The organism is Bacillus sp. CPT56D-587-MTF (assembly GCF_058792335.1).
On the sequence record NZ_JBYTEF010000001.1, the window covers coordinates 2427052 to 2453236 of the forward strand.

Annotated in this window: 27 protein-coding genes and 2 pseudogenes; 9 read left to right on the forward strand and 20 right to left on the reverse strand. The window is 35.3% G+C overall.

The features are described 5' to 3' along the window. Positions 1-66: 66 nt before the first annotated feature. Together AC3WVZ_RS12410 and AC3WVZ_RS12415 are read right to left on the reverse strand one after the other, a co-directional pair. Positions 67-581 (reverse strand): annotated as a pseudogene (locus AC3WVZ_RS12410) (N-acetylmuramoyl-L-alanine amidase); the annotation flags it as partial. A 289-nt stretch (positions 582-870) separates the two neighbouring features. Then, a complete protein-coding gene (locus tag AC3WVZ_RS12415; protein WP_000820903.1) occupies positions 871-1320 on the reverse strand; it encodes a DUF6884 domain-containing protein in 450 nt (149 codons plus the stop codon). 243 nt (positions 1321-1563) lie between these two features. Here AC3WVZ_RS12415 and AC3WVZ_RS12420 point away from each other — a divergent pair, with 243 nt between their 5' ends. Beyond that, a complete protein-coding gene (locus AC3WVZ_RS12420) occupies positions 1564-1752 on the forward strand; it encodes a DUF4017 family protein (protein ID WP_000789483.1) in 189 nt (62 codons plus the stop codon). Positions 1753-2075: 323 nt separating this feature from the next. On the opposite strand, the gene ppaC is transcribed toward AC3WVZ_RS12420, so the two are convergent. The 3 genes from ppaC to AC3WVZ_RS12435 form a co-directional block, all read right to left on the reverse strand. Continuing rightward, a complete protein-coding gene (gene ppaC / locus AC3WVZ_RS12425) occupies positions 2076-3005 on the reverse strand; it encodes a manganese-dependent inorganic pyrophosphatase (protein ID WP_233936421.1) in 930 nt (309 codons plus the stop codon). Between the two features lie 160 nt (positions 3006-3165). Continuing rightward, positions 3166-3831, reverse strand: coding sequence for a lytic polysaccharide monooxygenase (locus AC3WVZ_RS12430; protein ID WP_063220352.1), 666 nt, complete (start codon positions 3829-3831; stop codon positions 3166-3168). Positions 3832-4077: 246 nt separating this feature from the next. After that, on the reverse strand, positions 4078-4581 hold the full coding sequence (locus tag AC3WVZ_RS12435; protein WP_001245258.1) for a GNAT family N-acetyltransferase: 504 nt from the start codon (positions 4579-4581) through the stop codon (positions 4078-4080). Between the two features lie 105 nt (positions 4582-4686). Here AC3WVZ_RS12435 and AC3WVZ_RS12440 point away from each other — a divergent pair, with 105 nt between their 5' ends. Next, positions 4687-5328, forward strand: a complete 642-nt coding sequence (locus AC3WVZ_RS12440) for an HD domain-containing protein (RefSeq protein ID WP_000875112.1) — start codon at positions 4687-4689, stop codon at positions 5326-5328. A 64-nt stretch (positions 5329-5392) separates the two neighbouring features. Here the strand turns inward: AC3WVZ_RS12440 and AC3WVZ_RS12445 are convergent, their stop codons facing one another. The 7 genes from AC3WVZ_RS12445 to AC3WVZ_RS12475 form a co-directional block, all read right to left on the reverse strand. Beyond that, a complete protein-coding gene (locus AC3WVZ_RS12445) occupies positions 5393-5785 on the reverse strand; it encodes a carboxymuconolactone decarboxylase family protein (RefSeq protein ID WP_001999958.1) in 393 nt (130 codons plus the stop codon). Positions 5786-5857: 72 nt separating this feature from the next. Beyond that, on the reverse strand, positions 5858-7348 hold the full coding sequence (locus AC3WVZ_RS12450) for an alanine/glycine:cation symporter family protein (protein WP_063220351.1): 1491 nt from the start codon (positions 7346-7348) through the stop codon (positions 5858-5860). Positions 7349-7478: 130 nt separating this feature from the next. Then, positions 7479-8963, reverse strand: coding sequence for an aldehyde dehydrogenase family protein (locus AC3WVZ_RS12455; RefSeq protein ID WP_000920973.1), 1485 nt, complete (start codon positions 8961-8963; stop codon positions 7479-7481). A 17-nt stretch (positions 8964-8980) separates the two neighbouring features. Beyond that, positions 8981-9877, reverse strand: coding sequence for a 4-hydroxy-tetrahydrodipicolinate synthase (gene dapA / locus AC3WVZ_RS12460; RefSeq protein ID WP_001169456.1), 897 nt, complete (start codon positions 9875-9877; stop codon positions 8981-8983). A 22-nt stretch (positions 9878-9899) separates the two neighbouring features. Then, entirely contained in the window at positions 9900-10841 is a 942-nt protein-coding gene (locus tag AC3WVZ_RS12465) for a proline racemase family protein (protein WP_001025560.1), read from the reverse strand. After that, positions 10838-11875 carry a proline racemase family protein gene (locus tag AC3WVZ_RS12470; protein WP_000842048.1) on the reverse strand — a complete coding sequence of 346 codons (1038 nt, stop codon included), beginning with the start codon at positions 11873-11875 and terminating at the stop codon, positions 10838-10840. The genes AC3WVZ_RS12465 and AC3WVZ_RS12470 overlap by 4 nt, the downstream gene beginning before the upstream one ends. After that, positions 11872-13047, reverse strand: coding sequence for an NAD(P)/FAD-dependent oxidoreductase (locus AC3WVZ_RS12475; protein WP_001215236.1), 1176 nt, complete (start codon positions 13045-13047; stop codon positions 11872-11874). Before AC3WVZ_RS12475 ends, AC3WVZ_RS12470 begins: the two co-directional genes overlap by 4 nt. 180 nt (positions 13048-13227) lie before the next feature. On the opposite strand from AC3WVZ_RS12475, the gene AC3WVZ_RS12480 reads away from it, so the two are divergent. From AC3WVZ_RS12480 to AC3WVZ_RS12495, 4 genes are all read left to right on the forward strand, one after another. Next, on the forward strand, positions 13228-14889 hold the full coding sequence (locus AC3WVZ_RS12480) for a sigma-54 interaction domain-containing protein (RefSeq protein WP_000885732.1): 1662 nt from the start codon (positions 13228-13230) through the stop codon (positions 14887-14889). A 108-nt stretch (positions 14890-14997) separates the two neighbouring features. Further along, positions 14998-15270 (forward strand): (2Fe-2S)-binding protein, encoded by a 273-nt coding sequence (locus tag AC3WVZ_RS12485; protein WP_000182617.1) that lies wholly within the window; start codon positions 14998-15000, stop codon positions 15268-15270. Further along, positions 15267-15599 (forward strand): (2Fe-2S)-binding protein, encoded by a 333-nt coding sequence (locus tag AC3WVZ_RS12490; protein WP_000087064.1) that lies wholly within the window; start codon positions 15267-15269, stop codon positions 15597-15599. Before AC3WVZ_RS12485 ends, AC3WVZ_RS12490 begins: the two co-directional genes overlap by 4 nt. Further along, positions 15596-16831, forward strand: a complete 1236-nt coding sequence (locus tag AC3WVZ_RS12495) for an NAD(P)/FAD-dependent oxidoreductase (protein WP_001286092.1) — start codon at positions 15596-15598, stop codon at positions 16829-16831. Before AC3WVZ_RS12490 ends, AC3WVZ_RS12495 begins: the two co-directional genes overlap by 4 nt. 24 nt (positions 16832-16855) lie before the next feature. On the opposite strand, the gene AC3WVZ_RS12500 is transcribed toward AC3WVZ_RS12495, so the two are convergent. Further along, positions 16856-17164, reverse strand: a complete 309-nt coding sequence (locus tag AC3WVZ_RS12500) for a YxcD family protein (RefSeq protein WP_000447747.1) — start codon at positions 17162-17164, stop codon at positions 16856-16858. Beyond that, positions 17152-17601, reverse strand: a complete 450-nt coding sequence (locus AC3WVZ_RS12505; RefSeq protein ID WP_000914478.1) for a hypothetical protein — start codon at positions 17599-17601, stop codon at positions 17152-17154. The genes AC3WVZ_RS12500 and AC3WVZ_RS12505 overlap by 13 nt, the downstream gene beginning before the upstream one ends. A 258-nt stretch (positions 17602-17859) precedes the next feature. On the opposite strand from AC3WVZ_RS12505, the gene AC3WVZ_RS12510 reads away from it, so the two are divergent. After that, positions 17860-18624: a DUF1836 domain-containing protein gene (locus AC3WVZ_RS12510; RefSeq protein ID WP_000447231.1), complete on the forward strand. Its 765-nt coding sequence runs from the start codon at positions 17860-17862 to the stop codon at positions 18622-18624. A 129-nt stretch (positions 18625-18753) separates the two neighbouring features. On the opposite strand, the gene AC3WVZ_RS12515 is transcribed toward AC3WVZ_RS12510, so the two are convergent. After that, positions 18754-19869: an HD domain-containing protein gene (locus AC3WVZ_RS12515; RefSeq protein ID WP_000275992.1), complete on the reverse strand. Its 1116-nt coding sequence runs from the start codon at positions 19867-19869 to the stop codon at positions 18754-18756. 277 nt (positions 19870-20146) lie between these two features. Here AC3WVZ_RS12515 and uptA point away from each other — a divergent pair, with 277 nt between their 5' ends. Both uptA and AC3WVZ_RS12525 read left to right on the forward strand, forming a co-directional pair. Then, the gene (uptA, locus tag AC3WVZ_RS12520; protein ID WP_000952913.1) at positions 20147-20752 is read left to right on the forward strand and encodes an undecaprenyl phosphate transporter UptA; all 606 of its coding nucleotides are present in this window, start codon (positions 20147-20149) and stop codon (positions 20750-20752) included. Positions 20753-20920: 168 nt separating this feature from the next. Further along, positions 20921-21145: a hypothetical protein gene (locus tag AC3WVZ_RS12525; protein WP_000558689.1), complete on the forward strand. Its 225-nt coding sequence runs from the start codon at positions 20921-20923 to the stop codon at positions 21143-21145. 40 nt (positions 21146-21185) lie between these two features. Here AC3WVZ_RS12525 and dltD read toward each other — a convergent pair whose 3' ends face one another. From dltD to tnpC, 5 genes and pseudogenes are all read right to left on the reverse strand, one after another. After that, a complete protein-coding gene (dltD, locus tag AC3WVZ_RS12530; protein ID WP_000782309.1) occupies positions 21186-22367 on the reverse strand; it encodes a D-alanyl-lipoteichoic acid biosynthesis protein DltD in 1182 nt (393 codons plus the stop codon). 247 nt (positions 22368-22614) lie between these two features. Further along, positions 22615-23386, reverse strand: a protein-coding gene (locus AC3WVZ_RS12535) for an IS5 family transposase (RefSeq protein WP_425594306.1) whose coding sequence is annotated in 2 segments (ribosomal slippage) — positions 22615-23044 and positions 23043-23386 — 774 coding nt in all. Because the reading frame shifts where the segments join, the coding sequence is not laid out codon by codon here. 110 nt (positions 23387-23496) lie between these two features. After that, positions 23497-24030, reverse strand: coding sequence for a GNAT family N-acetyltransferase (locus AC3WVZ_RS12540; protein WP_000061617.1), 534 nt, complete (start codon positions 24028-24030; stop codon positions 23497-23499). Positions 24031-24144: 114 nt separating this feature from the next. Next, positions 24145-24588: pseudogene (locus AC3WVZ_RS12545) on the reverse strand (ABC transporter substrate-binding protein); the annotation flags it as partial. Between the two features lie 119 nt (positions 24589-24707). Continuing rightward, positions 24708-26111: an IS66 family transposase gene (tnpC, locus tag AC3WVZ_RS12550; RefSeq protein WP_233935200.1), complete on the reverse strand. Its 1404-nt coding sequence runs from the start codon at positions 26109-26111 to the stop codon at positions 24708-24710. Positions 26112-26185 lie beyond the last annotated feature (74 nt).

Consider the following 26185-nt stretch of genomic DNA (forward strand, 5'->3'; position numbering starts at 1 on the left):
GAGCCAAAGCTTGTAGATTACTAAATGCTACACCACCAGTTTTTACTTTGAGCAAATCCGCTGCACCTCCTCCAGTTTGTCCTGTAAGAGCAAATACAACAGAATTAGCGATTTTATCAACATTCCATTTTGCCATATCAGATTCATTGTCAATAAATCCTAATTCTATAAGAATAGCAGGTGCTTTCGTCCCATTTAATACCGCTAAATCTGTACGCTGTTTCGCACCTCGATCACGCCATCCAATATCTTTTGCTAGTTGAGCTGAGATTTTAGCCGCCAAATCTTTCTGATCATAATACAAAACCTCAACACCCTGTCCATTTCCATCACTTGCATTGATGAAAAGAAATAACTAAATCCACAGCATGGGAATTGCTATTCCGAATGATATTATTTAAATTTTGTGATTGAGTTGCCCCTACCTCGTCCGTATCGTCATAAACCGTGTGTCCTAGGGATCTTAACTTAGCCGCCACAGCATCTTTAACTTGCCTATCTAAAACGTGTTCTTTCCGATTCCCAAAATTAGCACCTTGAACAATACTATTGTGTCCTCCGTGCAAACTATATCTGGCCATTATTTATCAACATCTCCTTTCTTAATATCCTATTCAAAACTTGTCTTATTGCTATTCCCACTTACAATTTTAACTGTACCCATATGTCCTACATTTTCTAGAAGTGAAGCAATTTGTTTTCGATATAAAAAAGCTATCGCTTCATAAATCGAATGATTTATTCTCTAAATTACTTTTACATGAATGACGACACGAACAAAAAAGCATCACCCTTTCGGCGATGCCTAAAAACTCTATTTTACTTTTCAGCTCCCTAAATAAATAGAGTTTAAAATCACTGAAACTACACCTATATTTCCTCCCCTTCCTTCACAGCTTCTTTCAACCTCTGTAACATATATCCAATCCCTTTACACCCCTCTAGCGGATATGTAATCATTTCTTCTGGATATAACTTTGTCACTACTTTTTTATGCTTCTTCCCTGCTAGTAAGACGATTTCGTCAAACTGTAATAAACTTTTATCTACCATCTGTTTTTGTAATTGCTCTATATTTATTACCTCATCGCTTTTTGAATCAAATGCAAGATCATAGTTTTCTAATACAATATCATTTGGTCTTAAAAATCCATGTTTCGCCGATAATATAACCCAGTTTTCGAAAAACATAGTTGCGTACGCCTGACATGCTTTTCCGAACGGACTAATATACACATCTTTTGCTTCCATCGGTCCGTAGTCTGAATGTTTATCCCAAATTTTCTTTTTTCCACATGGAATTATACATATCCTTTTCATATATATTTCTACTCCCTTTACTTTGGTAAATAAAATTCGTTATTTTGTACATTTTTCTCTCAAAATACTATATAATAATTCTGAAAAGTTTAAATTACACATTTTACCATATATGTACTATGGATCACTCTCATTGCAAATATTATAATACCATAAAAATTTTTGCATTTTTTTCTTCAAATTTTTATAATTAAATTGAAATATTATGATTTATAAATTAAATTAGGAAGGAGGTCCATAAAAATGAAAAATATTATCCCTGCACTATTAGTCTATTTTATTATTTGCGTTATTTCCGTTATCATCCCAGCATCTGAAGGCTATAATTATGTCGGCTGGAAGTTATTTGTTGGGCAAGTGTATGCGATACCTATTTTCTTCATTACTGCTATAATTACATTTTATATAAACAAGAAAAAATCTTACGAATAAACGATTATAAGGATAGCTAACGCTATCCTTATTTTAATTCGTTAATCAAATTTAGAATGACCCTTGCAGTACTCTATATCCTTTCTTCTAAAAAGTCAAACGCAACTTCTGTATTTCAGCGTTTAAAGGTAGCTCCTCCGAGAGCCAGCTCTCTAATTCTGAAACCGACGTAATATTTCGTTCTAAAAGTGACTGTAATTTACTCTCCAAATCATTAAACATACACAATCCTCCCGTTTTTAATTTTCTGTTTTTTAGAGGTAAAAAAGGACAAGTAGCCAATCTGACTACTTGTCCTTACTGTTCATCTGTACGCAATACGATTAAGCTTGGAATGCTTCTGTTAATACTGGTACGATTTGTTTTTTACGAGATACAACACCTCTTAAAGTAGCTGTGTTGTTTTCTAGTGATACGTTGTATGCTTTCTCAACAACGTTTGCTGCTTTACCGATCGCAAGACCGACAGAATCATTAGTTAAGATATCAGTTACAACGAATAAGAATAGGTCTAAACCTTTTTCTTCTACTACTGCAGAGATTACTTTTTCAAGTTCCGCTTGGTGTACAAGAACGTCGTTTGTATCAACAGCGTTTACTTGTGCGATTTCAACTTTCGCATTACCCATTTGGAATTCTTTAGCGTCAAGAGAGATTAATTGCTCCATTGTTTTTCCGCTTAAGTCAGCACCAGCTTTTAACATTTCTAAGCCGTAGTTATCTGCATCTACACCAGCGATTTGCGCTAATTCACGAGCAGCTGCTACGTCTTGTTCTGTGCAAGTTGGAGATTTGAATAGTAAAGAATCTGAAATGATTGCAGATAACATTAAACCTGCAACTTCTTTACGAATTGTTACGCCATTTTCTTTGTACATTTTGTTTAAGATTGTAGCTGTACAGCCAACTGGCTCACAACGATAGTATATAGGATCGCTTGTTTCAAAGTTAGCAATACGGTGATGGTCAATAACTTCTAACACACGAACTGATTCGATATCGTTAGCACTTTGTTGACGCTCGTTATGGTCAACTAAAATAACGTTGTCCACTTCGCTTGCTACTGTCTCAACAAAACGCGGTCCTTCTACTTTAAAATAGTCTAACGCAAATTGAGTTTCACCGCTGATTTCGCCTAAACGTACAGGCTCAGCATTCATTCCTAATTCTTTTTTCAATTCTGCATAAGCAATTGCAGAACAAATTGCATCTGTATCTGGGTTTTTATGCCCGAAAACTAGTACTTTTTCCATGTTTTCCACCTCTTCATGAAAAGGATATCTTAAAGAAGCAAATATGACAATATTTAAAGCATATTTTTTTATAAATAATTGCACTTTCTTCTATATTTTTCATCATTTTCATAAAAAAAATCATCTAAAATGAATTAGATGATCGAAATGTATGTTTCAATTAAAATAGTGTAGGAGCTTGCACTACATTGTTAAAAGCGAAATTTGAGGATAAACCATTATTCAAAAGGTTTACATCTATAACTTGATAAAACGCATTTCCAGTGTCTGCAATTTCCCAAACAGCTAAAATAAGATGGTATCCACTACGGTCAGTTGGTACATTTGCTTCGTGCGTTACTGTTGTCCCTGGTCTAGCTCCACCGTCATTTTTCACATAGAATGGCACTAAATCTAAATCTGATCGCGTTAAAGGTTTATTTGGATTCCAACCTTTTTTCGTAATATAATATTTCCACTCTTTTGTACTATGAGGAGCCGTTAGTTTCCACTTGAATATATTCGTCCCGCCATTTAACGTAACTTTCTTCCACCTATCTACAGTTTGAACATCTAAAGCGGGAAAATGACCAGCCCCTGCAATTTGTCCATCAGAAGGTCCTAGTTGCGGAAATCCACCTATCCCTTCTACGCTTTGTGGTTCATATTGAATCGGTCCACAATTTACATTTACCCCTTGCTTACATAAATAAGATCGGCTCGCTGGTGATTCTACATATCCATGAGCTGAAGCCTTTTCTGAAAATCCAAATGTTAATAATCCCGTAAGTAATACTCCACCACTTAAAATAACTTTCTTCATCTTTTGTAAACTATTCTTTTTCATACTTTCATCCCCTTCCGATAATAAAGCGAAAATAACTATAGTTGGCTAGTCATCTTCTCTACATTTATTATAAGACGAGAATCATTACTAAAAGAACCCTCTAAAAAATTTCTCAAATTCATTTAGTGCGTTAATTAGATTATAATTAACTATTTTAACACCGCCAGAAAAATATAGACGGTGTTAAAAATAGTCGTTTATTATTCACTTACTAATAATTAAGCACTCTCCCCGTTTGATTATACCTTAAATGTTTTTATAATAAATAACCGTAGCATCTAACTTACCATTCGGGGAAATTGCATACCCTGGTATTGTTCCAACTTCTTGGTAGTCTAGTGATTTGTACAGTTTATTGGAAGGATCTCCTTCTCTAGTATCTAATACTAAAAGAGACCTGTTTTCTTGCTTTGCTCGTTCCTCTGCTTTTTGCATAAGCGATCGTCCAATACCGTTACGTCTAAAGTTTGGATGAGTCATTAATTTGCAAATCTCGGCTCTATGAATTCCGTTAGGCTTAGTAACTAATTGTAATTGAATACTCCCTGCTACTTCGTTGTTTATTTTAGCCACATACAATATCACTTCTGGCGCTAATACTGTTTGCCAATACTTTGTTGCGTCTTTTTGTTCCAGTGGAGGCAAAAAACCAATTGATGCCCCATCGTTTACAACCATTTTCAAAAGTTTCGAAAGTTCTTCCATATCATTTTCTAGTTGCTTTATTTCTTCAATTACTAAATTTCGCATTACTTTTCCCCCTTTTGTTTCATTGTAACAATTTTTAAAGAAGGAATAATGAAATAATAAGATGAATTTATAGAAAGATATGACTTTTTGTGAAAGGATAACGATATGAAATATATATTAGATAGAACGTACGCAAAAGAATTACTCGAATGGGCATATGAACAAAACCCGGGCCCTTGGTTTGAACATTCACTACATGTTGCTCATGCAACTGAAAACATAATTATAGAACTTATTAAAAATGGGTATAACCTAGATGCTGACATAGCATATAACGCTGCCCTTTTGCATGATATCGGAAGATACAAAGGTTTTACCAAATCGGTCATTCATTCCTATGATGGTTATATGTATATGAATGATTTAGGGTATACAGGAAACGCTGTTATTTGTGTGACACACTCATTCCCATGCAAAAATGAACATATAGATATCGCAGCGGAATGGAGTCTCGTTCCTGACCATATGAGAAGCCGGTTAGTTGAAATATTAAATGAACATTGTAACTACGACTTATACAATAAAGTAATTACTCTTTGTGACGCTCTTGCTGATGCGGGTGGCTTTACTACGCTGGAAAGAAGATTAATTTCTGTTGGTTTGCGTCATGGTACAACATCTCATACATCTTTACATTGGAAAGGGTTTTATGCGATTAAGAAAGAATTAGAAGCTTTAATCGGTAAGAGTATATACACAGTTCTTCCTGATGTAGAAAAATCTATTTATGAAGATATAGAATATTAAATTGAATACAAATTTAATTTCAAATAAAAAACGTTTTAAACATAAAGTTTAAAACGTTTTTTATTCAATGCTTTTGATTTTTCAGTTCTGTTAAACACTCTTGCACTAAAGTTACCGCTTGACTCATCGCAGCTCCGCCAGCAAATGCTGCTGAAACACCACATGCTTCCAGAATCTCTTTATCTGAACATCCTTGATCAAGACAACCTTTTGTATGATAAATTGTACAATACTCATCTTGCGTTGCTAAACTAATTCCTAATGCAATAAGTTGCTTTTCTCTTTTTGTTAAAGCACCCTCTTGAAAACAAGCTTGCGTGAACGCATTATATGTCTCAGCGATTTCAGGAATTTGATTTGTAAAACTACCTATACCTTCTTTATAATGATGTAGAATATCATTTATCGAACTATGTTGCTCATGTTCCATCTTATTCCCTCCAGTCATATTATCCATACCTATTGTAGTATGTGATGAAATGGAGGCAATATACCTTCTTTTAAATTAAGAATTTTCAGTTAATTTACGTTATAATTTTAAATTATCATCTACAATAACTTTTTCTCTAGAACTTTTTCTTTCAACCTCTTTACTTCTTTCTTCCCAAAATGTTAATCCTTCAATCTCCACATTTTTAGGATTAAATACTGGATCTTTCCCTTCTTTTTTCTGCCTTTCATAGTCTTTTAACACTTTTAATGCGATTTTACTTAATAATAGAATCGCGATTAAGTTTAACCATGCCATACTACCGATTCCTAAATCTCCGAGATTCCATAAAAGCGACGCTGATTCAACACTACCGATGTAAACCATAATTAAAAATCCAAATTTTAAAACTGGTTTTAACCAGCCATACTTCAATTGACGATCTAAATAAGTAAGTGTCGTTTCAGCGATATAGTAATAAGCGAGTAACGTTGTAAATGCAAAAAAGAAAATCGCAATTGAAATAAATATTGGACCAAACCCTGTTATCGCAGTTTCAACTGCTTGTTGTGTATAAATTGGACCAGCTTCCACATTTCCTATATTTTGTACAATAGCGGTTTTCCCTTCAGGTATAACATTATACATACCTGTTATTAAAATCATAAGAGCTGTCGCTGTACATACGACAATTGTATCGATATATACGGAAAACGCTTGAACTAATCCTTGTTTTGCAGGATGCGATACTTCAGCAGCCGCCGAACTATACGTCGCTTCTCCGACACCAGCAACGTTTGAAAATACAGCGCGTTTTACGCCCCATGCAATAGCTGCACCAACAATTCCACCAAACATTTCATTTACACCAAATGCACTAGAGAAAATTAAAGCAAACATACTTGGAATCTCCGTTACATTCGCAATTAATATGATACATGTAACAATTACATAACCAATTGCCATAAATGGCACAAGCATTTGAGAAACACCGGCAATTCTCTTTACACCACCAAAAATAATTGCTGCTAGTAACACGACTAAAAATATACCAGTTATATATTTGCTAATACCATTAGAGTTTTCGAATCCAACTGCGATACTACTAGATTGAATACCTGGTAATAACACGCCATATGAAAGTGTTACAACTACCGCTACAATGACTGCAAACCATTTCATTTTTAAACCTCTCTCAATGAAATATGGAGTACCGCCGCGATATTCATTCCCTACTTTACTTTTGTATACTTGAGATAATGTTGATTCTACAAACGCGCTCGCTGCCCCTAACAAAGCCATTACCCACATCCAAAATACAGCTCCAGGCCCGCCGAAAGCGATCGCTGTCGCTACCCCTGCAATATTACCAATTCCAACTCTTCCTGATAAGGCTAAACAAAATGCCTGAAAAGATGATATTCCCGTCTCGGAACTCTTTCCTTCAAATAATAGTTTAATCATCTCTTTAAAATAACGAATTTGCAAAAAACGTGTTGCAATCGTGAAATATACGCCTGCCCCTAATGCAAAAACAACTAAACCGATACTCCACACTTGCCCTACTAACCATTCTACTAAATTCTCCATCCAAATCCCCCTTATCATTCTTTGGAAAAGCAATTTTGTATATAAGAAAACGGACAACTATTATCAAACTTTCTAGTTGTCCGCATCTTTCATTATTTCATCCCTCAATTTTTGTCAGTAAAACACCCTATTACTTTATATTTACCCAAACACTTTTCACTTCTGTATAATTATCAAGCGCATATGAACCTAATTCGCGGCCAATACCAGATTGTTTGTATCCACCAAATGGTGCAGCTGCATTTTCTAAGTTATAATCATTAATCCACACTGTTCCTGCTTTTAATTTATTTGCCACTTGATGACCCGTTTTGATATTTTGCGTCCATACACCCGCAGCAAGGCCATAGGATGAGTTGTTCGCTCGTTCAATTACTTCTTCTGTCGAATCAAATGGCAGAACAACAACAACTGGTCCAAATATTTCTTCCTTAACGATTGTCATATCGTCTGTAACATCTGTGAATACAGTTGGCTTAACGAAATAACCCTTTTCAAGTGCACGTTCACCACCAGCCGCAACTGTAGCGCCTTCTTTCTTCCCTTGCTCAATGTAATGTAACACACGCTCTTGTTGTTTCTTAGATACGAGTGGACCCATTTCCGTTCCTTTCTCCATACCTGCTCCAAGTTTTACGTTGTTCGCCATTTTCACAAGTGCATCTACTACAGTTTCATAATGTTTACGATGAACAAATACACGTGATCCTGCGCTACAATTTTGACCGTGATTATACATAATACCTTGGAATGCACCATTAATTGCTTCTTCCAAGTCCGCATCTTCTAAAATGATATTTGGTGATTTGCCGCCAAGCTCTAACGTTACATGCTTAATCATTTCTGCAGACTGACGCATAATATACTTTCCTGTAACAGTAGATCCTGTAAAAGCAACTTTATCAATGTCATGATGATTTACAATTGCTGCTCCTGCTTCAGGACCAAAGCCTGGTACAAAGTTTACAACACCGTTTGGAAATCCAGCCTCTTTAAAAAGTTTTGCTGTATATAGTAAAGATAAAGGCGTTTGCTCTGCTGGCTTTAATACGATCGTACAACCTGTCGCCAGTGCAGCTCCCATTTTCCAAGAAGACATAACGAGCGGAAAATTCCACGGAATAATCTGACCTACAACACCTACAGGTTCATGTCTCGTGTAATTTAAGTAATCTTTTGAAATTGGGATTGTTTGCCCAATAATTTTTGTAGCCCATCCTGCGTAATAACGATAATTTTCTACAGTTGCTGAAATATCATCATCAAGTGCTACTTGATATGGCTTTCCATTATCTAAAGCTTCTAGTTGCGCTAATTCTTCTCTATGTTCTTCAATTAAATCTGCTAATTTATAAATAAGATGCGCTCTTTCAGCAGTAGTCATTTCTGCCCACGGACCGGATTCAAATGCAGATCTTGCCGCTTTTACTGCAGCATCAATATCCTCTTCTTGCGCTTCACATACGACAGCTAGAACATCTTCTGTAGCTGGATTATACGTTTCAAACGTCTTTCCCCCAATAGCAGCAACAAATTCGCCATTAATAAACATTTTAATTTCTTCATTTAAAAACGCTTCCACTTTTGGTTTCAGCTCAATATTTGTCTTTAACATTATGTTCTCCTCCTTATTTAAACAGCTACATGAGCTGCAATATTTGATAAAATCGTTTGAAGCTTTTGATCTTCGTCAACAGTTAATCCTAGTCTTGGATAGCGAGAAGGTCCTCCCGCTTGCCCATGTAATTCCATGGAACGTTTAACGATTTGAACATATTTCCCTGATCCTTCAAGAAACTCGCAAAGTGGTAAAATAGCATCGTTTATTTCCCACGCCTTTTCTAATTCACCATTTTGAAAATGCTCATACATTTTTGTAACGAGACCGGGAACGATATTTCCTGCTACTGAAACCCATCCCGAAGCACCAACTAAATATGATTCCATAACTAAATCTTCAGAACCACAGAAGACTTGGAAAGCCCCTTCACTTTGTCTTACTAAATCTCTCGCTTTTCGAATATCTCCGCTAGATTCTTTAATATGTGTAACATTTTCACACTCTTTTCCAATACGGAGCATTAGCTTTGTACTCATATCAACACCAGAAGTAAATGGGTTATTGTATAGCATAATTGGTATATTTACAGAATTTGAGATTTCTTTAAAATGAAAATAAATCTCCTCTTCCTTCGGTTTACAATAGTAAGAGTTTATAATTAATGCACAATCCGCTCCGTGCGCTTCTGCATGTTTCGTATATTCAATTGTTTCTTTCGTCGTCTCTGCTGCAGTTCCAACAATGACTGGAATACGGCCATCAATTTCTTTCAACACGGTTTCTACCATTTTAAATCGTTCTTCTTTTGATAAACTTACAAACTCTCCTGTACTTCCATTAATGATGACACCTGCAACCTTTTGTTCGATAAAGTAATTTACATTTTGTTTTACCCCATCCCAATTAATTTCCTGAAATTCATCCATCGGTGTTATTAATACTGGAAATGCCCCTTTAATTTTTTGCATATTTATCTCTCCTTATCACATTTTATTTTAATAAGAAACCTGCCGGAAATGGATCCGTAGGGTCTAATAGAAACGTCTGCATTCCTGTAATAAATCCTCTACTTTCAAAACGGAAAATGTATCCTAGTTCCTCCTTCTTCACTTTTTCCACAGTTATAAAACTATTAAATATACTTTCATTTTTAAAAGGTTTATCCGCCATATAATCATTTTTAAATAACGCATGAACATAGGAAACGATAGTAGAAACAAAACCTGGCGAACGTACGATAAAGTTATCTTCATGAAATGTAATCGACTTTATATGGTTCTTTTCTTTTTGCGAAGGATCTACTAAAATAAGCCTTTTTATTAGCGACTGTTTTTGTATAGCCTGCAGTGTAGCTTCTCCCCATCTTTTCAATTCTGAAATGTTTTCAACACGAATTTCTGGCGAATACGCACCTTTTTCTACAACTGCATATACTTTATCTGCTTGTATGAGAGAATAACTTACATTACCAACCTGTAAATTTTCCTCAATCAAATAGCATAGTTTGCTTTCAAACGAAACCGATATAACTTCATCATTCTCTACATACGCATGAACTAAAAATATTCCAGATAACGTTTCAATTTTGTATTGATTGGACTCTCTCTTTTTTAAATACCCACTTTCGAGTAACATCGTTATTACTGCAACAATGCCTCCATAATGAAGCGGAATCGAACCTTCATGATTAAAAAATAATACAGCTGCATCCACTTCATTATGGATAGATGGAACGACAATACACCCATTCAAACCGATAAAACCACGTGGTTCATTTAATAAAAGCTTCATCTCTTCTGCTAATTCACCTGAAAATTGTTCATTTAATTGCTCCAAACTGTAGTAGTATTTGCATGGTACGTCTTTCATTACACGAAATGCCTCGCCATTTACATGTACGTCTACTGCTGTATACATTTTTTGAATGTTCATTTTATATCCTCCGTTTCATGTTCCATCGGCGGAATTAGCAAAAATCCTTCTTTAAGTGGATCCATTTCATTGTAAAAAAATCTATGCATACCCATAAGCCAAGCTGATCCCGTAATTTTCGTTATGACAGCTTCAATATTTTCAACATGTGTCGTATTCATGACATATCCTTTAAATAAAGAACCAACGATACTCTCATGAATGAACTCTTCACCAATTTCGATTTCTTTCTGAGCGTATAATACAGCTAGCTTCGCAGATGTTCCTGTACCGCATGGAGATCGATCTATTCCGCCTGGTGGTACAACAACTGTATTTTTCACATGCGCACATTCATGAGTAGGATCTGTATAAAATTCAACATGTGTTAATCCTCTTATAAACGAATACTCTGGATGAGTGATTTCAAACTTCTCATTAATTGTGTTTCTTATATGAATCGCCTTATCGATGATTGTAGATGCATTTTCTGGTACTAATTCTAGATCTACTGATTTCGCATCAATAATGGCATAAAAATTCCCTCCATACGCAATATCAGCTTCTATAGTTCCAATGTCTTTCACTTGTACAGTAATATTTTTTAATAAAAAAGCTGGTATGTTACAGAAAGATACTTCTTTTGCTTTTCCATCTTGAACAGCAATATCTACTTCAACTAAGCCAGCCGGTGTATCTAGTTTTAAAGAAGTAATTGGTTCAACTACCGGAATTAAACCTGATTCAACTAACGCTGTACATACACCGATTGTATCGTGACCACACATCGGTAAATATCCACCTGTCTCTATGTATATAACACCTATATCAGCCTCAGGATGACACGGGTCTGTTAATAATGCCCCTGACATTACATCATGACCACGCGGTTCATTCATTAACAATTTTCGAATCCAATCATACTCCTTTTTCATATGTAACATCTTCTCTGCCATCGTCTCTCCAATCAACTTTGGAAGTCCACTAATTAATGTCCTCGTTGGATTCCCACCCGTATGTGTATCAATTGTCGTAAAGACTCTTTGTGACTTCATCCGTTTAACACCCTTTCTGTAAAACGACTCAAACGAAGTGGTTCAATAGGAATAATTGTCTCTTTTTCATTTAATAACTCTTCAATTACTTTCCCAGTAACTGCTGCAAGACTAATCCCATCCCCTTCATGCCCAGCGGCAATGAAATAATTTGGAATATGTTCCACTCGTGAAATAATCGGTAAATGATCTTCTGTCCACGGACGTAAACCAGCGTAAGAACGAATTACCATCATATCTGCCATTTTCGGATAAAAGCGAATCGCTCTATTTGCAATACATTTAATGACTTCATTGTTTATTCTCGTATGAAACCCTACAAATTCACGGCTACTTCCAATTAAGAAATTTTGACTTTCAGTAGGCTCAAATACGAGCGCAACCCCGTATTTTTCAGTTAAAGCATCTACTTTTCGTTTTCCGCCAAATTTAGAAATTAAATAACCGAATTCCATTACTTTACGGCACCCTACGTGTTGTTGTCTTGATGCTACAATAATATGCCCTTTTCTCGGTTCAATTGGTATATTTACATTTAACATCTGACCAATCTTAGGAGCCCACACACCCGCTGCATTTACAACTTGTTGTGCTGTAAAAGTTCCATTCGTAGTTTCTACAACAAATGAACCATTCGTATCTATGTTTATACTCTTTACTTCGGTCTGTTTAAAAGCTTTTGCGCCAAACTTTTGTGCCTCTGACAGAAGCGAGAATGCAAGGAGATATGGATTCACAGTTGAATCCGTCGCACATTCTAAACCGCCTAATAAATCATCAGCAAAAAAAGGCGACTCTTCTCTTATATCTTGCCTATCAAGCATTCGAAACGGTAATCCAGCTTCTTTTTGCCGATTTACCCATTGCTGCGCAGCTTCCATCTCTTCGTCTGACTCACATACGAGAATACTTCCTGGTGCCCTATATTCAAATGCATGCTCTAATTCTTCACTTAAATCAGTTACTAATTTTTGACTTACTAAAGACATTTGACTATCAAACCCTGGGTCTTTATCAATGGCCAAAATATTCCCATCACACCGTGAAGACGTCCCGCTGACAAATTCTCCTTTTTCAATGATTGTTACGTCTCTTCCGTATTTTGAAGTGTAATAAGCGATAGAACACCCTATTATTCCACCACCTATAATTAAAACGTCGCAGTGCCTCACACTATACTCCTCCTTTCCCTAAACCTCTCACTTTCTTTTATGCAATTGACGTGCCAATTCTGTACATATACAATTTTTATAAATAATATTTTTATTTGTAAAAATATTTTTAATTTATAGTAAATAGGTGTATTATTTTTTTATCACTGTCAAAATTTTTATACATAACAGGAGGACATTATGGCATTTTCATTTCCGACTATACAAGAATTTTTGGAAAGCGCTTTAATCAATCATACATGTAGCCTTGATCGCATTAAGAAAATAAACGAAAGGTTTTATTATCTCCCTTCTACTACAGAAGAATATAATTGCGCAATTATTTATGTAGATGACTCATTCACTGCATTAATTGACGCTTTTTCTTATGAATTAGCTGTTATCATCCTTAACGAAAACGATGAGCCGCTATGCTGTATAACTTCTCAGCAAATGATTCCATTTCTTTATAAGTCCTACAATGAACTACAGTCATTTTATGACACTGTAATACAAACAACTGACTCTTCTGTTACAGTCATTGATAGTAAAGAATACGTTCGAACTTGGACAGATGGCGCTGAAAAAATATTTTCAGTCAATCATAATGAGATTATTGGGCAACCGATTACTCGTTTTTTTGATTATAAAGACTTGGAAATTTTACAATCTTTACATGATGGAAAAAGCATAGTCGCTCAGTTCCATCAGCCTCGTCCCGATTTATTCGTATTAATTAATTCAAATCCAGTTTATTGTAATGATGAAATTATAGGAGCAGTCGTTTCAGAAACAGATGTTACAAATCAAGTCGCTTTAAATGAAAAACTATTTAATATGTCACATGAAATGCACCGTTTAGAACAAGAAGTGGCAAAGTATAAAGATGAATCCGATCCATTCCTTGCGATGAATGGGAAAAGTCCTGTTATACAAAGAACGATACAATTAGCTAGAAAAGTTTGTTCGGTAAAATCAACTGTTTTAATACTTGGGGAAAGCGGAGTTGGAAAAGAAGTATTTGCGAAAGCAATTCATGAAGCAAGTGAGGCAGCGAAGGCGCCTTTCATTTCGATTAACTGCGGGGCAATTCCAGAAGCGTTATTTGAAAGTGAATTATTTGGTTACGAGCGTGGGGCGTTTTCTGGAGCAAATAGTAAAGGAAAAAAAGGGAAAATTGAACTCGCGCAAGGCGGTACTTTATTTCTTGATGAAATAGGTGAAATGCCACTTGATATGCAAGTAAAACTGTTACGTGTACTGCAAGAGCGAAAGTATTACCGAGTTGGTGGTGAAAAAGAAATTAATATTGATTTCCGCATTATCGCTGCTACAAATCGTGATTTACAAGAAGAAATGAGAAAAGGAACTTTCCGAGAAGATTTATATTACCGCTTAAATGTAGTTAGCTTGCATATTCCACCGCTGCGCGAAAGACGCGAGGATATTATTGAATTAACTTATTCTTTCTTAAATGATTTTTCAATCAACTATAACCGACCAATTCGTGACCTACCTTCAAGCATTATGCATGAACTGCTTCATTACAATTGGCCAGGTAATATTCGCGAACTTCGAAACGTTGTTGAACGGCTTGTGGTATTCGCAACAGACGGAATTATAAAACAAGAATATCTACCATTTCATACGACTGAAACTTTAGACAACCATACAGCTCATTCCCTATTACTCAGCAACAATAATACAATCCTTTCTTTACAAGAAGAGATGGATGAGCATGAGAAAAAAGTTATTGAAAGGGCTTTACGAATTTTAAATGGGAATAAATTAGAATGCGCAAAACAACTTGGCGTAACAAGGGCTACTTTATATAACCGTTTAAAGAAACTTGGACTTCAATAAAGAATCATTATGCACCAATCAGGCGTTTACAGGTAGCCACCTCCTCTCTATATTGGCATGATTTTTGCTTATATAATTTGTGAAAATCGAACTAGAGGAGGAATACACATGACAAATAAAAACAACTTAATCGTTTGTCGTTGTGAAGAGGTTACATATGGGCAACTTCAATCGACAATTGCTGAATATAACTGCTCGGCAAGAGAATTAAAACTAAGAACACGTGCTGGCATGGGATTTTGCGGTGGGCGCACATGCAGAATAATGATAGATCGAATGATTGAAAATGCGAATCCTGACGTAAATCTTAATGAACTACCGTTAAAATATCAACCACCAATACGTGCAGTTACTTTTGGATCAGTAGGTGAAAGTAAATGAGTAGAATTACACATCACCCTATTTTAGGTACTTTACAAAGTAGTGAGCGTATTACCTTTCAATTTAACGGTCATCAATACGAAGCATATGAACATGAAACGATAGCTGCTGCCCTGTTAGCAAATGGAATACGAACATTAAGAGTTCATGAAGATAGCGGAACACCGCGAGGTATTTATTGTAATATCGGGCACTGTTCCGAATGCCGCGTGACAGTAAATAATCAAACAAATGTACGCGCATGCTTAACTGTTGTAGAAGAAAACATGATTGTTGAAAGCGGGAAACAGCATCCGAATATCGTGAGAGAGATGGTGAAAAAGCGATGAGTGATGTAATTATTATAGGTGCAGGGCCAGCGGGATTATCTGCTTCTATCTCTTGTGCTCGTTTCGGACTAAAAGTGCTCGTTATTGATGAATTTATGAAGCCGGGCGGGAGATTGTTAGGACAGTTGCATCAAGAGCCTACTGGAGAATGGTGGAACGGAATAGAAGAATCGAAGCGACTTCATGAAGAAGCAGAATCACTTTCAGTACATATCAGGTGCGGTGTTTCGGTCTATAATTTAGATAGAGATGAAAACAATTGGTTTGTACATACTAATATCGGTACGTTAGAAGCACCTTTCGTACTACTTGCTACTGGAGCTGCGGAATATTCTATTCCCCTTCCTGGCTGGACACTTCCAGGAGTGATGTCAATTGGAGCAGCTCAAGTTATGACAAATGTTCATCGCGTGCAAGTTGGAAAAAAAGGAATTATTATTGGTGCTAACATTTTGTCTTTCGCCATTTTAAGTGAATTGCAATTAGCGGGAATTACAGTGGATCATATTGTACTCCCTGAGAAAAGCGAGTTAAGTCAAAAAGCTGGTGAACCTGAAGAAGTTTTAAACTCTCTTTTAAATGCAGCTCACCTCGCTCCTTCTGCTTTCTTGCGAATAGGTAGCCACTTTATGAAATTTGATTGGATTCGAAAAGCTGGATTAACATTCTATCCAAACAACGGAATGAAAATAAACGGAACGCCACTTCACCTTCGGAAAGCAGCTCTTGAAATTATCGGAACAGATCAAGTTGAAGGTGTACGTATTGCTAATATTGACTCTAAAGGAAATGTTATTAATGGAACAGAGAAAATATATGAAGCAGATTTTGTATGTATTGCCGGGGGATTATACCCACTTGCCGAACTTGCAGCTGTAGCCGGTTGTCCCTTCCATTACATTTCAGAATTAGGCGGACACGTTCCTCTCCATTCCGAAACAATGGAAACTCCTCTTCCTGGTTTATTTGTAGCTGGCAATATTACAGGCATTGAAAGCGGAAAAATTGCGATGGCGCAAGGAACAGTTGCAGGTCTATCTATCGCAAAATATGCAAGTAAAAAACGTGATATAGTCGACCAACAATTATCTCACGCCATGCAAAACGTTCACTTTGTTCGTCAGAAAGCTGCAATTCAGTTTAATCCGATGGTAGATATCGGTAGACGAAAAATGAATGAAATTTGGCGTGATTATTCTTCTACATATGCACATACTAAAAAGAGCTGCTGAGATTATTCTCAACAGCTCTTTTCTCTACTCATCTGAGTTATTAAATTTCGCTAATGCGTAAATTCCTTCTTCATCATCTAATTCAAGTTGCAATCTCGCTGCGAATGGATTGACATTATATTCTCTGTCAAGCAATAAGCGTAAAGCTTCGATTAAGTTTGCTTGAATTAAAATTTGCTGGCGACCATTTACCTCTACTTCCGCAGAGAAACCGTAGTCATCATCATACATAAGTTCAACTAATACTTCTTCTGGACCCACTTGTCTTTTTTCAGCGATATATATACAAAGCGCATTTATAAGCTCTTGTTCAGAAATTTTTATTGTTTCCATGCTACTTCATCTGCCTTCTTCTTACGTTGGTCTTTGAAGTATTTAAATGCACGAACCGCTAACATTACGATACCAGCCATTACTAACATATTTACCATAAACGCTAATACAGAACCAAGAGCTCCCATATTTGCAAATAAGCTACCCATTAGTAAACCACCAAGACCACCTAGTAATAAACCTTTCATAAAGCTTCCTTTATTACTTTTTGGTGCTGTATTTGTTGCTTTCGTTTTTGAATCTGGAGTCGTTTTTTGAGAATTTACATTTGAGTCTTTTTTGTTTAAATCAACTTTTGACTTTTGACCTGAACTTGGTGTAAATGATTTTTTACCAGATTTGTAACTTTTCGCTGCCGCATGATCTACGAACATAAAGCTGCTAGCCCCAAAGATAACCATGAATGCTGTCATTACTGCTACAAGTTTTTTCAACATATTATATCCATTCTCCTTTTATATAGATATATGTGAAATCTATCTTTCTAGTAAATTCAGAATGATAGATTTGTTTTTAAGAACATTTTAAAGGTTCTTATGAACTTATTATATGAACTTTTGTCGAAATATGCAAGTATTATTTACTTCCGACAGTTTGGTGACAAAGGAAAAATTAAGCAAAACAGAATTGACTTTAAATGAAACAAAACATATTATAAGTTCATAAGAACTTTTTATTATTTTGGAGGTGAAAAGATGGAAACATTTCATCTCACACGAAACGAAATGGCTACCCTTCTTCTATCACTAAGAGGATGGAATACGAAAAAGCCTCTCGGTATTTTACAAGAAGCTTGGGCAAAGTCACATAAAAAAGATATTGAAAGCGGACAAAGCGTTACAGCTTTTATTACTACCGCACTTTCACCTATTTTTGAAAAGCTGATTAAAATTGACGATACTGATGTCGGTTTTTCTTTAAATGAAATAGTTGCGCTTGGCAATCAGATTGAAAACACAAGTTTCTCTGTAACTGCTATGCAAAACTGGGTGAAACGAGATATAAAAGAAATGATTGGCTCTCCTCAAAAGGGGAAAAAATATTCAATTGAACAAGCAGCCTTACTATTTATTGTCGAAGATTTAAAAACAGCACTTGATTTTGAATCCATTCGTAAGCTATTACGCCTTATTGTAAATGACCCAGCCGATCGAAGTGATGATTTAATCAATCCTGTTCATTTATATGTAGCATACTCTTCTCTATTTGAAGAACTCAATCAAGGGAATTGCTTACAATTAAATGCAACAGATACCGTTCATACAATTGAAAACATCGTAAAAGAAAAAGCTGATAAAATCGCAAGCAAGTTCGATCAAATTAATAACGAACAACGCGAAGCAATTCGTAACGCTATTATTATTGCGACCCTTTCTGTACATACCGCATATGTACAAATGTTAGCAAAACGTTACGTAACAGCAACTTTATTTTTACAGAACTTAGATGTGAAGCCTTAAAAAACAAGCATCCCCCTGTACTACGTATATGACGGGGGGATGCTTGTTTTCAATCAATATAAAATACAAAAATCATTTTACATCTAAACTTACGTTTCCATCTCATTCATTTTTTATTTTCGAACCAAATCAAATTGAATAGGCATATTCTTTTTTAGGCAATTTTACTATCTCTTGAATGAAATTTGATTTCTCTAAAATGTCCTCTAACTGCCCCTCACTATAGACGTAAATACCACCTACATATGAACTGTACGCCTTTTTCTCAGTTATTACTGCTAAGGTGCTATTTTCCTTTTTAAAATCACCCTCTAGTCCTTTTTCAAAAGATAAACTTTTGGCTTCTGAAAAATAAAGGTGAATTAACGTCGCTAATTGTACGTCCTCTGATTTTGCAAAGTACTTTATTTCATTTAAAATCATTTCATCTTGTAACGGAAGAAAGTCTTCTACTTCTAACTTCTCTCCTTTATGAAAGAAGTTTTGAAGTTCAGGAGTATAGAACGAAAGATTTTTCTCCTCTATCATTTTTAAAATTGTTTGCAGCAATATGTCTTTTCCTATCACAAACGGGTGGCCAAATCCATTATTGTAAAGCTCTTCTTTCATTTTCATTAATTGTTCGATGAAGGGGATTCCTGATTCTTCAATAACAAGTTTATCGTCAATTAAACGCATGTTAGCAATCAATTCTTCTATCTGTAAACCTTCTAATTCAAGCGATGAGTAATATAAATCTCTATTCCAAAAATCTAATTGATCCATTCCTAATGAATTAAATAAGAGCTCATCTATAATTGGAAAAACTCCATCTTCTGTTAAAGCTTTCGTTACATCATCTAATAATCTATGTGTTTGATTTAAAATCGTACGTATTTCTTCGTCCTCTTGAATGATTCGTACCGTCCACTCACCATGATCTTCACCCGATATTTGCTGAAAACAATGTGAATATGGCCCATGTCCAACATCGTGTAGAAGGGCTACAGTAGATACTAGCTTTCGTTCATATTTCGATAAATGTATGTCACCAATCTCAGTAAGATGTTCTATCACTTTATTTACTAGCACATATACACCTATCGAATGTTCTTCCCTCGTATGCATTGCGTTCTCATGTAAAAAATAAGTATGTCCTTGTTGTTTAATATTCGCCAACCTTTGAAATGCTTTTGTATCTATCAATCGAAGGATATCTCTATCACGAATAGAGATTGGTCCATAAATCGGATCTGTAATATACATACGTTCTCCTCCTATTTTTGTAAATGAAAGACCTATACCATTATACTTAATTTTCAGTCTATTATCATTGATATATGAGAAATTTTTAATAATCTTTTCATTAACCCTTCATGAAAACGTGGCTTATATCTTTTACTATAATAATTATGAGAGACATAAAAGAATTGAAATAGCAATCCCCTATGTAAATAAGGTATAATCTACATATAGTGAACCTTTTACGTCATTAAATAAAAGGTTCTTATACTCAAAAATTCATAAACTAGAAGGTGCAACAATGTTAAGTAGTTTTATTCATTCAGTATTAACGTTTTTTGAAGGATTAGGTTATTGGGGCATTATGCTTGGACTTATGATTGAAATTATCCCAAGTGAAATTGTCCTTGCTTATGCAGGATACTTAGTATTCAATGGAAGTATCTCATTTATAGGCGCTGTTGTATTCGGTACAATTGGCGGTGTTATTGCTCAAATCTTTATTTATTGGCTTGGACGATACGGCGGACGCCCTATATTAGAACGTTACGGAAAATATATTTTCATACATAAAAAACAAATAGATGCTGCAGAAGATTGGTTTAATCGTTACGGAACTGGCGTCATTTTTACAGCACGCTTCATTCCAGTAGTGCGTCATGCGATTTCAATTCCTGCTGGTATTACAAAAATGCCATTACTACGTTTCACTACATTAACAGCACTTGCGATTATCCCTTGGTCTATTATTTTCATTTATTTAGGTGAAAAACTAGGTGAAAATTGGGAGAATATAAATGATATTGCTGGTCCGTATGTGAAATCATTCGCAATTGGTGGCGTCGTACTTATACTTTTATACTTCGTTATAAAAAAATGGACAAAAAAGCGTAAAAATCTCGCTTAAGAATATAATAAAAACCGCTATAAATTCATTCGGAATTATAGCGGTTTTTTATTTATATATGAATTAATCTTCAGGAATTATATAATACCTTTCCATCTACATTTACATGGATAAGCAACCATTTGATCATTTCTTTCGTATATTATCTCAAAAAGGAGTGATTCCCCTATGCATTGGCAGCAAAAAATACCGTACTTAATCGGACGCCCTATCGGCATTTCCTTCATAAATGGGCAAGGAACTTCTGGTGTATTATGTTCAGCGCATGATGGTCAATTATATGTGTATGAATACCTTTATCAAGCTCAGTTTGCAATGAAACATTATGATTATAGACAGATTCAAGATATACATGCATTCCCAAATTGTCCTCACCAAAATCCTCTATACTAAAAAAATCGGAACGGCTCATAGCCATTCCGATTTCTATACTTTATTTCTCAGAATAAAATTTCTGCACTGCTTCATCAAAATAAATCCAACCTTTCCAGCCCAAATGAATCGTATCTTTTAAGAAATACTTATCATATTCATGACCAGAGAAATCAATTACTGGATATCCTGCTTTCTCAACCTGTTCTCGAACTTTTTTATAATACACTTCACGGCGTTCTTTCGGGAAGCCAGTATAATCATACCAAGGCCCATTTACAGGTACAGAAATAAAGAGTGGTTTGACATTTTTCTCTTTAAATAACTCTAAAATAATTTGTAAATCATCGTATTCTGGTGATTCATCATATGTTTCATTTGCTCTAAAGTTTTTTAAACCTTTTAGTTTTTTCTTCAGATTATTCTTATGATAATACGGATTTTCAATTCCGAATGTATTTGTAGTAGACTCAGCTTTCCCTTCTTGTTCTGCATGTTTACGTGCGTCTTCCCAAGAAATTGAACGAAGTCCGATATTTGTTTTCTCCTTCATCGGTTCGATTTTAAATAAAGAGTTAAATATATCTCTATGATCTAAAATATTTCGATGCATATAAGCAAGTGGTTTAACTAAACCTGCTTTTATGTTATGTTTCGTATCATTATATACAATACCTTCTAATGAATTTTTTAATATATCATCTTCTTGAACAACTTTATAATCTAATAGCCGTTTCGCGATTTGCTTTTTCATTTCTGGATTTATCTTATCATTAAAAATAAAATGATATGCTTGTTGTTTGGAGAAATTATTAGTGAAATCCCCTTGTGAGACACCAGTCTTTGTAAACCATTGTGGTGATAGAACAAAGACTACTTTTTTACCTTCTAATTCATCCATAGTAGATGTCATATTTAAAATATGAGCTAAACTTTGTGTACCGCCAGTTCCAATTAAAAACGGTGTAAAACCAGCTGGATTTACTTTGAAATAATTAGACGGATGATATGCATCCATTCGTAAAAATTCTGATGAACCGTACATCGGTAAATACTGTGAATTCTCTAACATTTTTTGCTGTAAGAAAACACTTTGTAATTTCTCTTTTTGTAAAGAAGTTGCCGCATCTTCTACCTTCTTATCACTAATAAGCGATACTAAACTTTTCGATGGGATTAGAATGATAATGAAAAAAAGCACACATGCTAAAATTATAGGACCAAAAGCATGCTTCATTTTCATCTTCTGTCCCTCTTTCTATCGTTATTAAATTGTAACCCTTGTTTTTGACACGTCATCTTTTCTCTCCTTTGTCTCTATACATGTTCCATTCTATTTATCTATTATATACATGTATGTATTTCCTTCCTTGTTCTATTAAGCCCTATATAAATAGCGCAAGAAAATGTTTCCATAGAAACATGTTAATTATACAAGATTCTACATAAATTTCACACTGGAATTTTAGGGTGTGTCTAAAAACTGTTGTTCATTGTGTTAATCGAAAAATGGCAGCGATATACACAAAGGCTAAAAAAGAAGATGCCAGCTTATCATACCGTGTTGCGATTCTACGGAAATGCTTGATTTTATTGAAAAAACACTCCACTAAATGGCGTTCTTTATATAAATACCAATCCACATTCCAAGGAGCTTTCGCATTTGATCTGGGTGGAATGGTATAGGTTGCTTCATGATTGGTAATATAGTTACGAATCGTATGAGAACCATAGGCTTTGTCACCAAGAATATTGCTGCCCTTAATTGGTATTTCATCCAAAAGCTCGCAAACTGGAGTGCTATCAAAAATATTTCCGCCAGTCAAATGAAATAAAATGGGGTTGCCTAAACCATCAACAATTGTATGGATTTTGGTAGTTTTTCCACCGCGACTCATGCCAATATGCTGATGAAACTCATGATTTATGGCCTTTTTTTGCACCAGCACTATGTTGATGCGCTTTGATACTGGTTGAATCTATGCTGAGATTTTCAAAATCCGGTTCAGCATTTAATTCTTGAAAAATGGTCAGTAGGACACCTTCATCACGCCATTTGCAGAAGCGAGCATACACGGTTTTCCATAAGCCGTAATGGTCCGGCAAATCACGCCAGGGAGCGCCGCTCCTAGCTATCCATAAAATAGCATTGAACATTTCACGATTACTTCTTTTAGGCGGACGACCAGTAGAATACGGTGGGAAAAAGTCTTTGATTTGTTCCCATTGTTCATTTGTAAGTTCGTAGCGGCGTGGCGTCATAGAAAATACCTCTCTCTAAATGGTTTGAGGTAATCCTACCATAGAAATAGTTTTTAGACACACCCTAGTAATAATTTTATTTTTTAACAATAAAAAAACATATGAAATGTCTAGAATTCTTCGGATGATGTATGAAGTTCAAAATATGATAATAAACGCCCGCTATGATTAACTTCATGAGTATATATAAACCCGAGCTTTCGTAAAAGTTTTTTCGAGCTCTCATTTGCTACTTTAACTCTAGCAATTATTCTTGTTACATTCAAAGTCTCTATTGCATATTTAATGGAAGCCTCTGCTGCTTCTAATGCATACCCATTCCTCCAATGTTCTGGGTCAAGGAGATACATAATTTCTATTGCACCTGTTTCATCTACCTTTCTTAAACCACAATGTCCTAAAAGCTTTCCTGTTTCACTATTAAATAACAACCATACCCCGAAGTCATACTGTTCCCAATGTAAGATAAGTTGCCCAATATAATCATTTGTTTCTTCCTTCGACATTCCTCTTGATTTAGCCAACCATTTGCCAACAGTATCTTTTTTTAATATGTTATAAAACTGATTAATATCTTCTACAATTGGTTTCCTCATAAATAATCTTTTTGTATAAATTACTTTCTCTTCTTCAAACATAGACATCATTTCCCCTCCAAATACTGTTTACAGACTAATAAATTATACCATGAACTATTTTTCTAACTTTAAATAAGAAAAACAGACTATCACATACATGAAGTCTGTTTCTCCATTCTTTTATTTTTGTACATCTGCCCATTTTAAACTTGTAGCTGGACCAAATTGATGTACATATAAATCTTTCACATATGGTTTTTGTAAGTAAGATAATCCGCGCTGGAATACCGGTGCAATTACTGCATCATCAAGTAGCATTTTTTCAGCTTCTTGCATTGCTTTCCAGCGAGCCTTTTCATCATTACCTAATTCTGTTTTAATCTTCTTAATTAACGCATCATATTCTGGGTTTGCATATTCTGTATTATTGACGCTACTTCCAGAAAGGAATACTTCTAAGTAAGTCATTGGATCTGGATAATCTGGTAACCAGCGTGATAACGACATTTCATATTCTTTCTTCTTCTCAAGTGCTAATTTTTGCGTATGTGGTTGTAATTTCACATTCACTTTTAATCCTGGTAAGTTTTTCTCAAGCTGCTCTTTAATGTACTCTCCAACTTTTAGTAACTACTCAGCTTCTTCAAATAAAAAAACAGGCCAAATACATGTTTCCGATTCGAAAACATGAAAAGAAAATACTCCAATCAGAGAAAGAATCTATGCCAAATAGAGAAATTCTCTTATGAAGTCGTGTTATTCCAAGGAACCGTTCTAGTTTCTATGACTTGGTTTATCGCTTGTAAGACCGATTGTTTTTGTTTTTTCATGGTACTCATAAAGCTTCGTATCTGACAAAAAGATTCTGCGCCTTTCTTACTTCGGAAAGTCCCAGACACTTTCTGTTTTACTTTCGTCATCCGAATATCCCGTTCTGCTTGATTGTTATCAAATGGAATGGCTGGATGTTCTAAAAACCCTAGAATTCTGTCAGAATACTTGACGAAGCGATTCCATAAATTTTGAGAAGGCGTCTGCTTTCCTTTCTTCTTTTGTTTCGTGGAAAGAATCTGTTGTTCTTTCAATATGGATTGATACATAATAAACAGATTCTTTTGCGTCGCTTTTGGCATGGTACCTTCGGATTGCTTTTTCATCGTCAACGCTTGCGTTAGAAATTTCTGCATCTGTTGTGCCCATTGTTCTCCAGTACTATCTATAATTCCTTGTAAATCTCGTAAGAGATGGGCATTACATAAAACGTGACGACAATCTGTATACGCATCATACGATTTCCAACCATCATGCATCGCAATTCCAGAAAAAGATGGCAAGATTTCTCCAGCATCCATTGCTTCTTTTCCACGTTTTTGATGAATATGTTGCAATGTCACCTCCGGTGTACTGGCAGTATGTAACCATTGTGTTTTGTTTTCTACACGCATACCAGTTTCATCAAAATGGACAACAGGAGACTGCAGAATCTTTTCCTTTACTTCTTTTATGAATGGCTGCAATTGAGAAGCGAAAGCCTGTGTATGATTTACCAGGGTTCCTTCGCTTATAGAATGTCCAAAACAATCCTGAAAGAATTCTTTTGTTCGCTTCAAAGAAATGCATTGATAATGCGTTAAATAGGGAATCAGTCTTTTTATATTTGGACCATATTGAACAGGACGAGATACTGTCGAAGGAAATTGGGCTTCTTGGATAGAATGGCAATGTGGGCATTCTTTCTGTTCTACTTTATGTTCTGTCACTTCGATCTGAATAGGTGGTAAGTCATACACTTGGCGAATGCGATACCCTTTTACAGGCTCGTGGTTCAAGGAAGTATGACAACAAGTACAATATGTAGGAGAATGTGTAATCGTATGATCTGGAGTCGCTGTCAAACCAAGAGTATGTCCCTTGTGGCCCAACTGGCCACCCGTTTGACGATGAGACGGTTTGCGCAAACTTTTTGTAACGGGCTTACCCAAACCATCTGTAGAAGGTGGCTTATGACTATTTTTGGAGTTTTTTTTTGAAGCATTTTCTAGTTCTTGTATACGTTTTTCTAACTTAGAAAATGTTTCTTCAAATAAAGAAATAACAGCTTCAGGTCCTTTTTTATATGTATCTAAAATAATTTTTCGATCGACCATAAGATTCACCTCCCCTGTTTGATATACTCAGTATTTACAAATGGGAGGCATATGAAACTAGTAAAATTTAAAAA

Bases quoted from the DNA above. Each gene is read 5' to 3' on its own strand.
- AC3WVZ_RS12515 (WP_000275992.1), bottom strand. From the start codon at position 19,869: ATGTATATTACAGATCCGATTTATGGACCAATCTCTATTCGTGATAGA.
- dltD (WP_000782309.1), bottom strand. From the start codon at position 22,367: ATGAAAATGAAGCATGCTTTTGGTCCTATAATTTTAGCATGTGTGCTT.
- dapA (WP_001169456.1), bottom strand. From the start codon at position 9,877: ATGCAAAAAATTAAAGGGGCATTTCCAGTATTAATAACACCGATGGAT.
- AC3WVZ_RS12500 (WP_000447747.1), bottom strand. From the start codon at position 17,164: ATGGAAACAATAAAAATTTCTGAACAAGAGCTTATAAATGCGCTTTGT.
- AC3WVZ_RS12505 (WP_000914478.1), bottom strand. From the start codon at position 17,601: ATGTTGAAAAAACTTGTAGCAGTAATGACAGCATTCATGGTTATCTTT.
- AC3WVZ_RS12435 (WP_001245258.1), bottom strand. From the start codon at position 4,581: ATGCGAAATTTAGTAATTGAAGAAATAAAGCAACTAGAAAATGATATG.
- AC3WVZ_RS12540 (WP_000061617.1), bottom strand. From the start codon at position 24,030: ATGTCTATGTTTGAAGAAGAGAAAGTAATTTATACAAAAAGATTATTT.
- AC3WVZ_RS12510 (WP_000447231.1), top strand. From the start codon at position 17,860: ATGGAAACATTTCATCTCACACGAAACGAAATGGCTACCCTTCTTCTA.
- AC3WVZ_RS12440 (WP_000875112.1), top strand. From the start codon at position 4,687: ATGAAATATATATTAGATAGAACGTACGCAAAAGAATTACTCGAATGG.
- AC3WVZ_RS12415 (WP_000820903.1), bottom strand. From the start codon at position 1,320: ATGAAAAGGATATGTATAATTCCATGTGGAAAAAAGAAAATTTGGGAT.
- AC3WVZ_RS12420 (WP_000789483.1), top strand. From the start codon at position 1,564: ATGAAAAATATTATCCCTGCACTATTAGTCTATTTTATTATTTGCGTT.
- AC3WVZ_RS12485 (WP_000182617.1), top strand. From the start codon at position 14,998: ATGACAAATAAAAACAACTTAATCGTTTGTCGTTGTGAAGAGGTTACA.
- AC3WVZ_RS12525 (WP_000558689.1), top strand. From the start codon at position 20,921: ATGCATTGGCAGCAAAAAATACCGTACTTAATCGGACGCCCTATCGGC.
- AC3WVZ_RS12445 (WP_001999958.1), bottom strand. From the start codon at position 5,785: ATGGATAATATGACTGGAGGGAATAAGATGGAACATGAGCAACATAGT.
- AC3WVZ_RS12495 (WP_001286092.1), top strand. From the start codon at position 15,596: ATGAGTGATGTAATTATTATAGGTGCAGGGCCAGCGGGATTATCTGCT.
- uptA (WP_000952913.1), top strand. From the start codon at position 20,147: ATGTTAAGTAGTTTTATTCATTCAGTATTAACGTTTTTTGAAGGATTA.
- AC3WVZ_RS12450 (WP_063220351.1), bottom strand. From the start codon at position 7,348: ATGGAGAATTTAGTAGAATGGTTAGTAGGGCAAGTGTGGAGTATCGGT.
- AC3WVZ_RS12470 (WP_000842048.1), bottom strand. From the start codon at position 11,875: ATGAAGTCACAAAGAGTCTTTACGACAATTGATACACATACGGGTGGG.
- tnpC (WP_233935200.1), bottom strand. From the start codon at position 26,111: ATGGTCGATCGAAAAATTATTTTAGATACATATAAAAAAGGACCTGAA.
- AC3WVZ_RS12465 (WP_001025560.1), bottom strand. From the start codon at position 10,841: ATGAACATTCAAAAAATGTATACAGCAGTAGACGTACATGTAAATGGC.
- ppaC (WP_233936421.1), bottom strand. From the start codon at position 3,005: ATGGAAAAAGTACTAGTTTTCGGGCATAAAAACCCAGATACAGATGCA.
- AC3WVZ_RS12430 (WP_063220352.1), bottom strand. From the start codon at position 3,831: ATGAAAAAGAATAGTTTACAAAAGATGAAGAAAGTTATTTTAAGTGGT.
- AC3WVZ_RS12480 (WP_000885732.1), top strand. From the start codon at position 13,228: ATGGCATTTTCATTTCCGACTATACAAGAATTTTTGGAAAGCGCTTTA.
- AC3WVZ_RS12455 (WP_000920973.1), bottom strand. From the start codon at position 8,963: ATGTTAAAGACAAATATTGAGCTGAAACCAAAAGTGGAAGCGTTTTTA.
- AC3WVZ_RS12490 (WP_000087064.1), top strand. From the start codon at position 15,267: ATGAGTAGAATTACACATCACCCTATTTTAGGTACTTTACAAAGTAGT.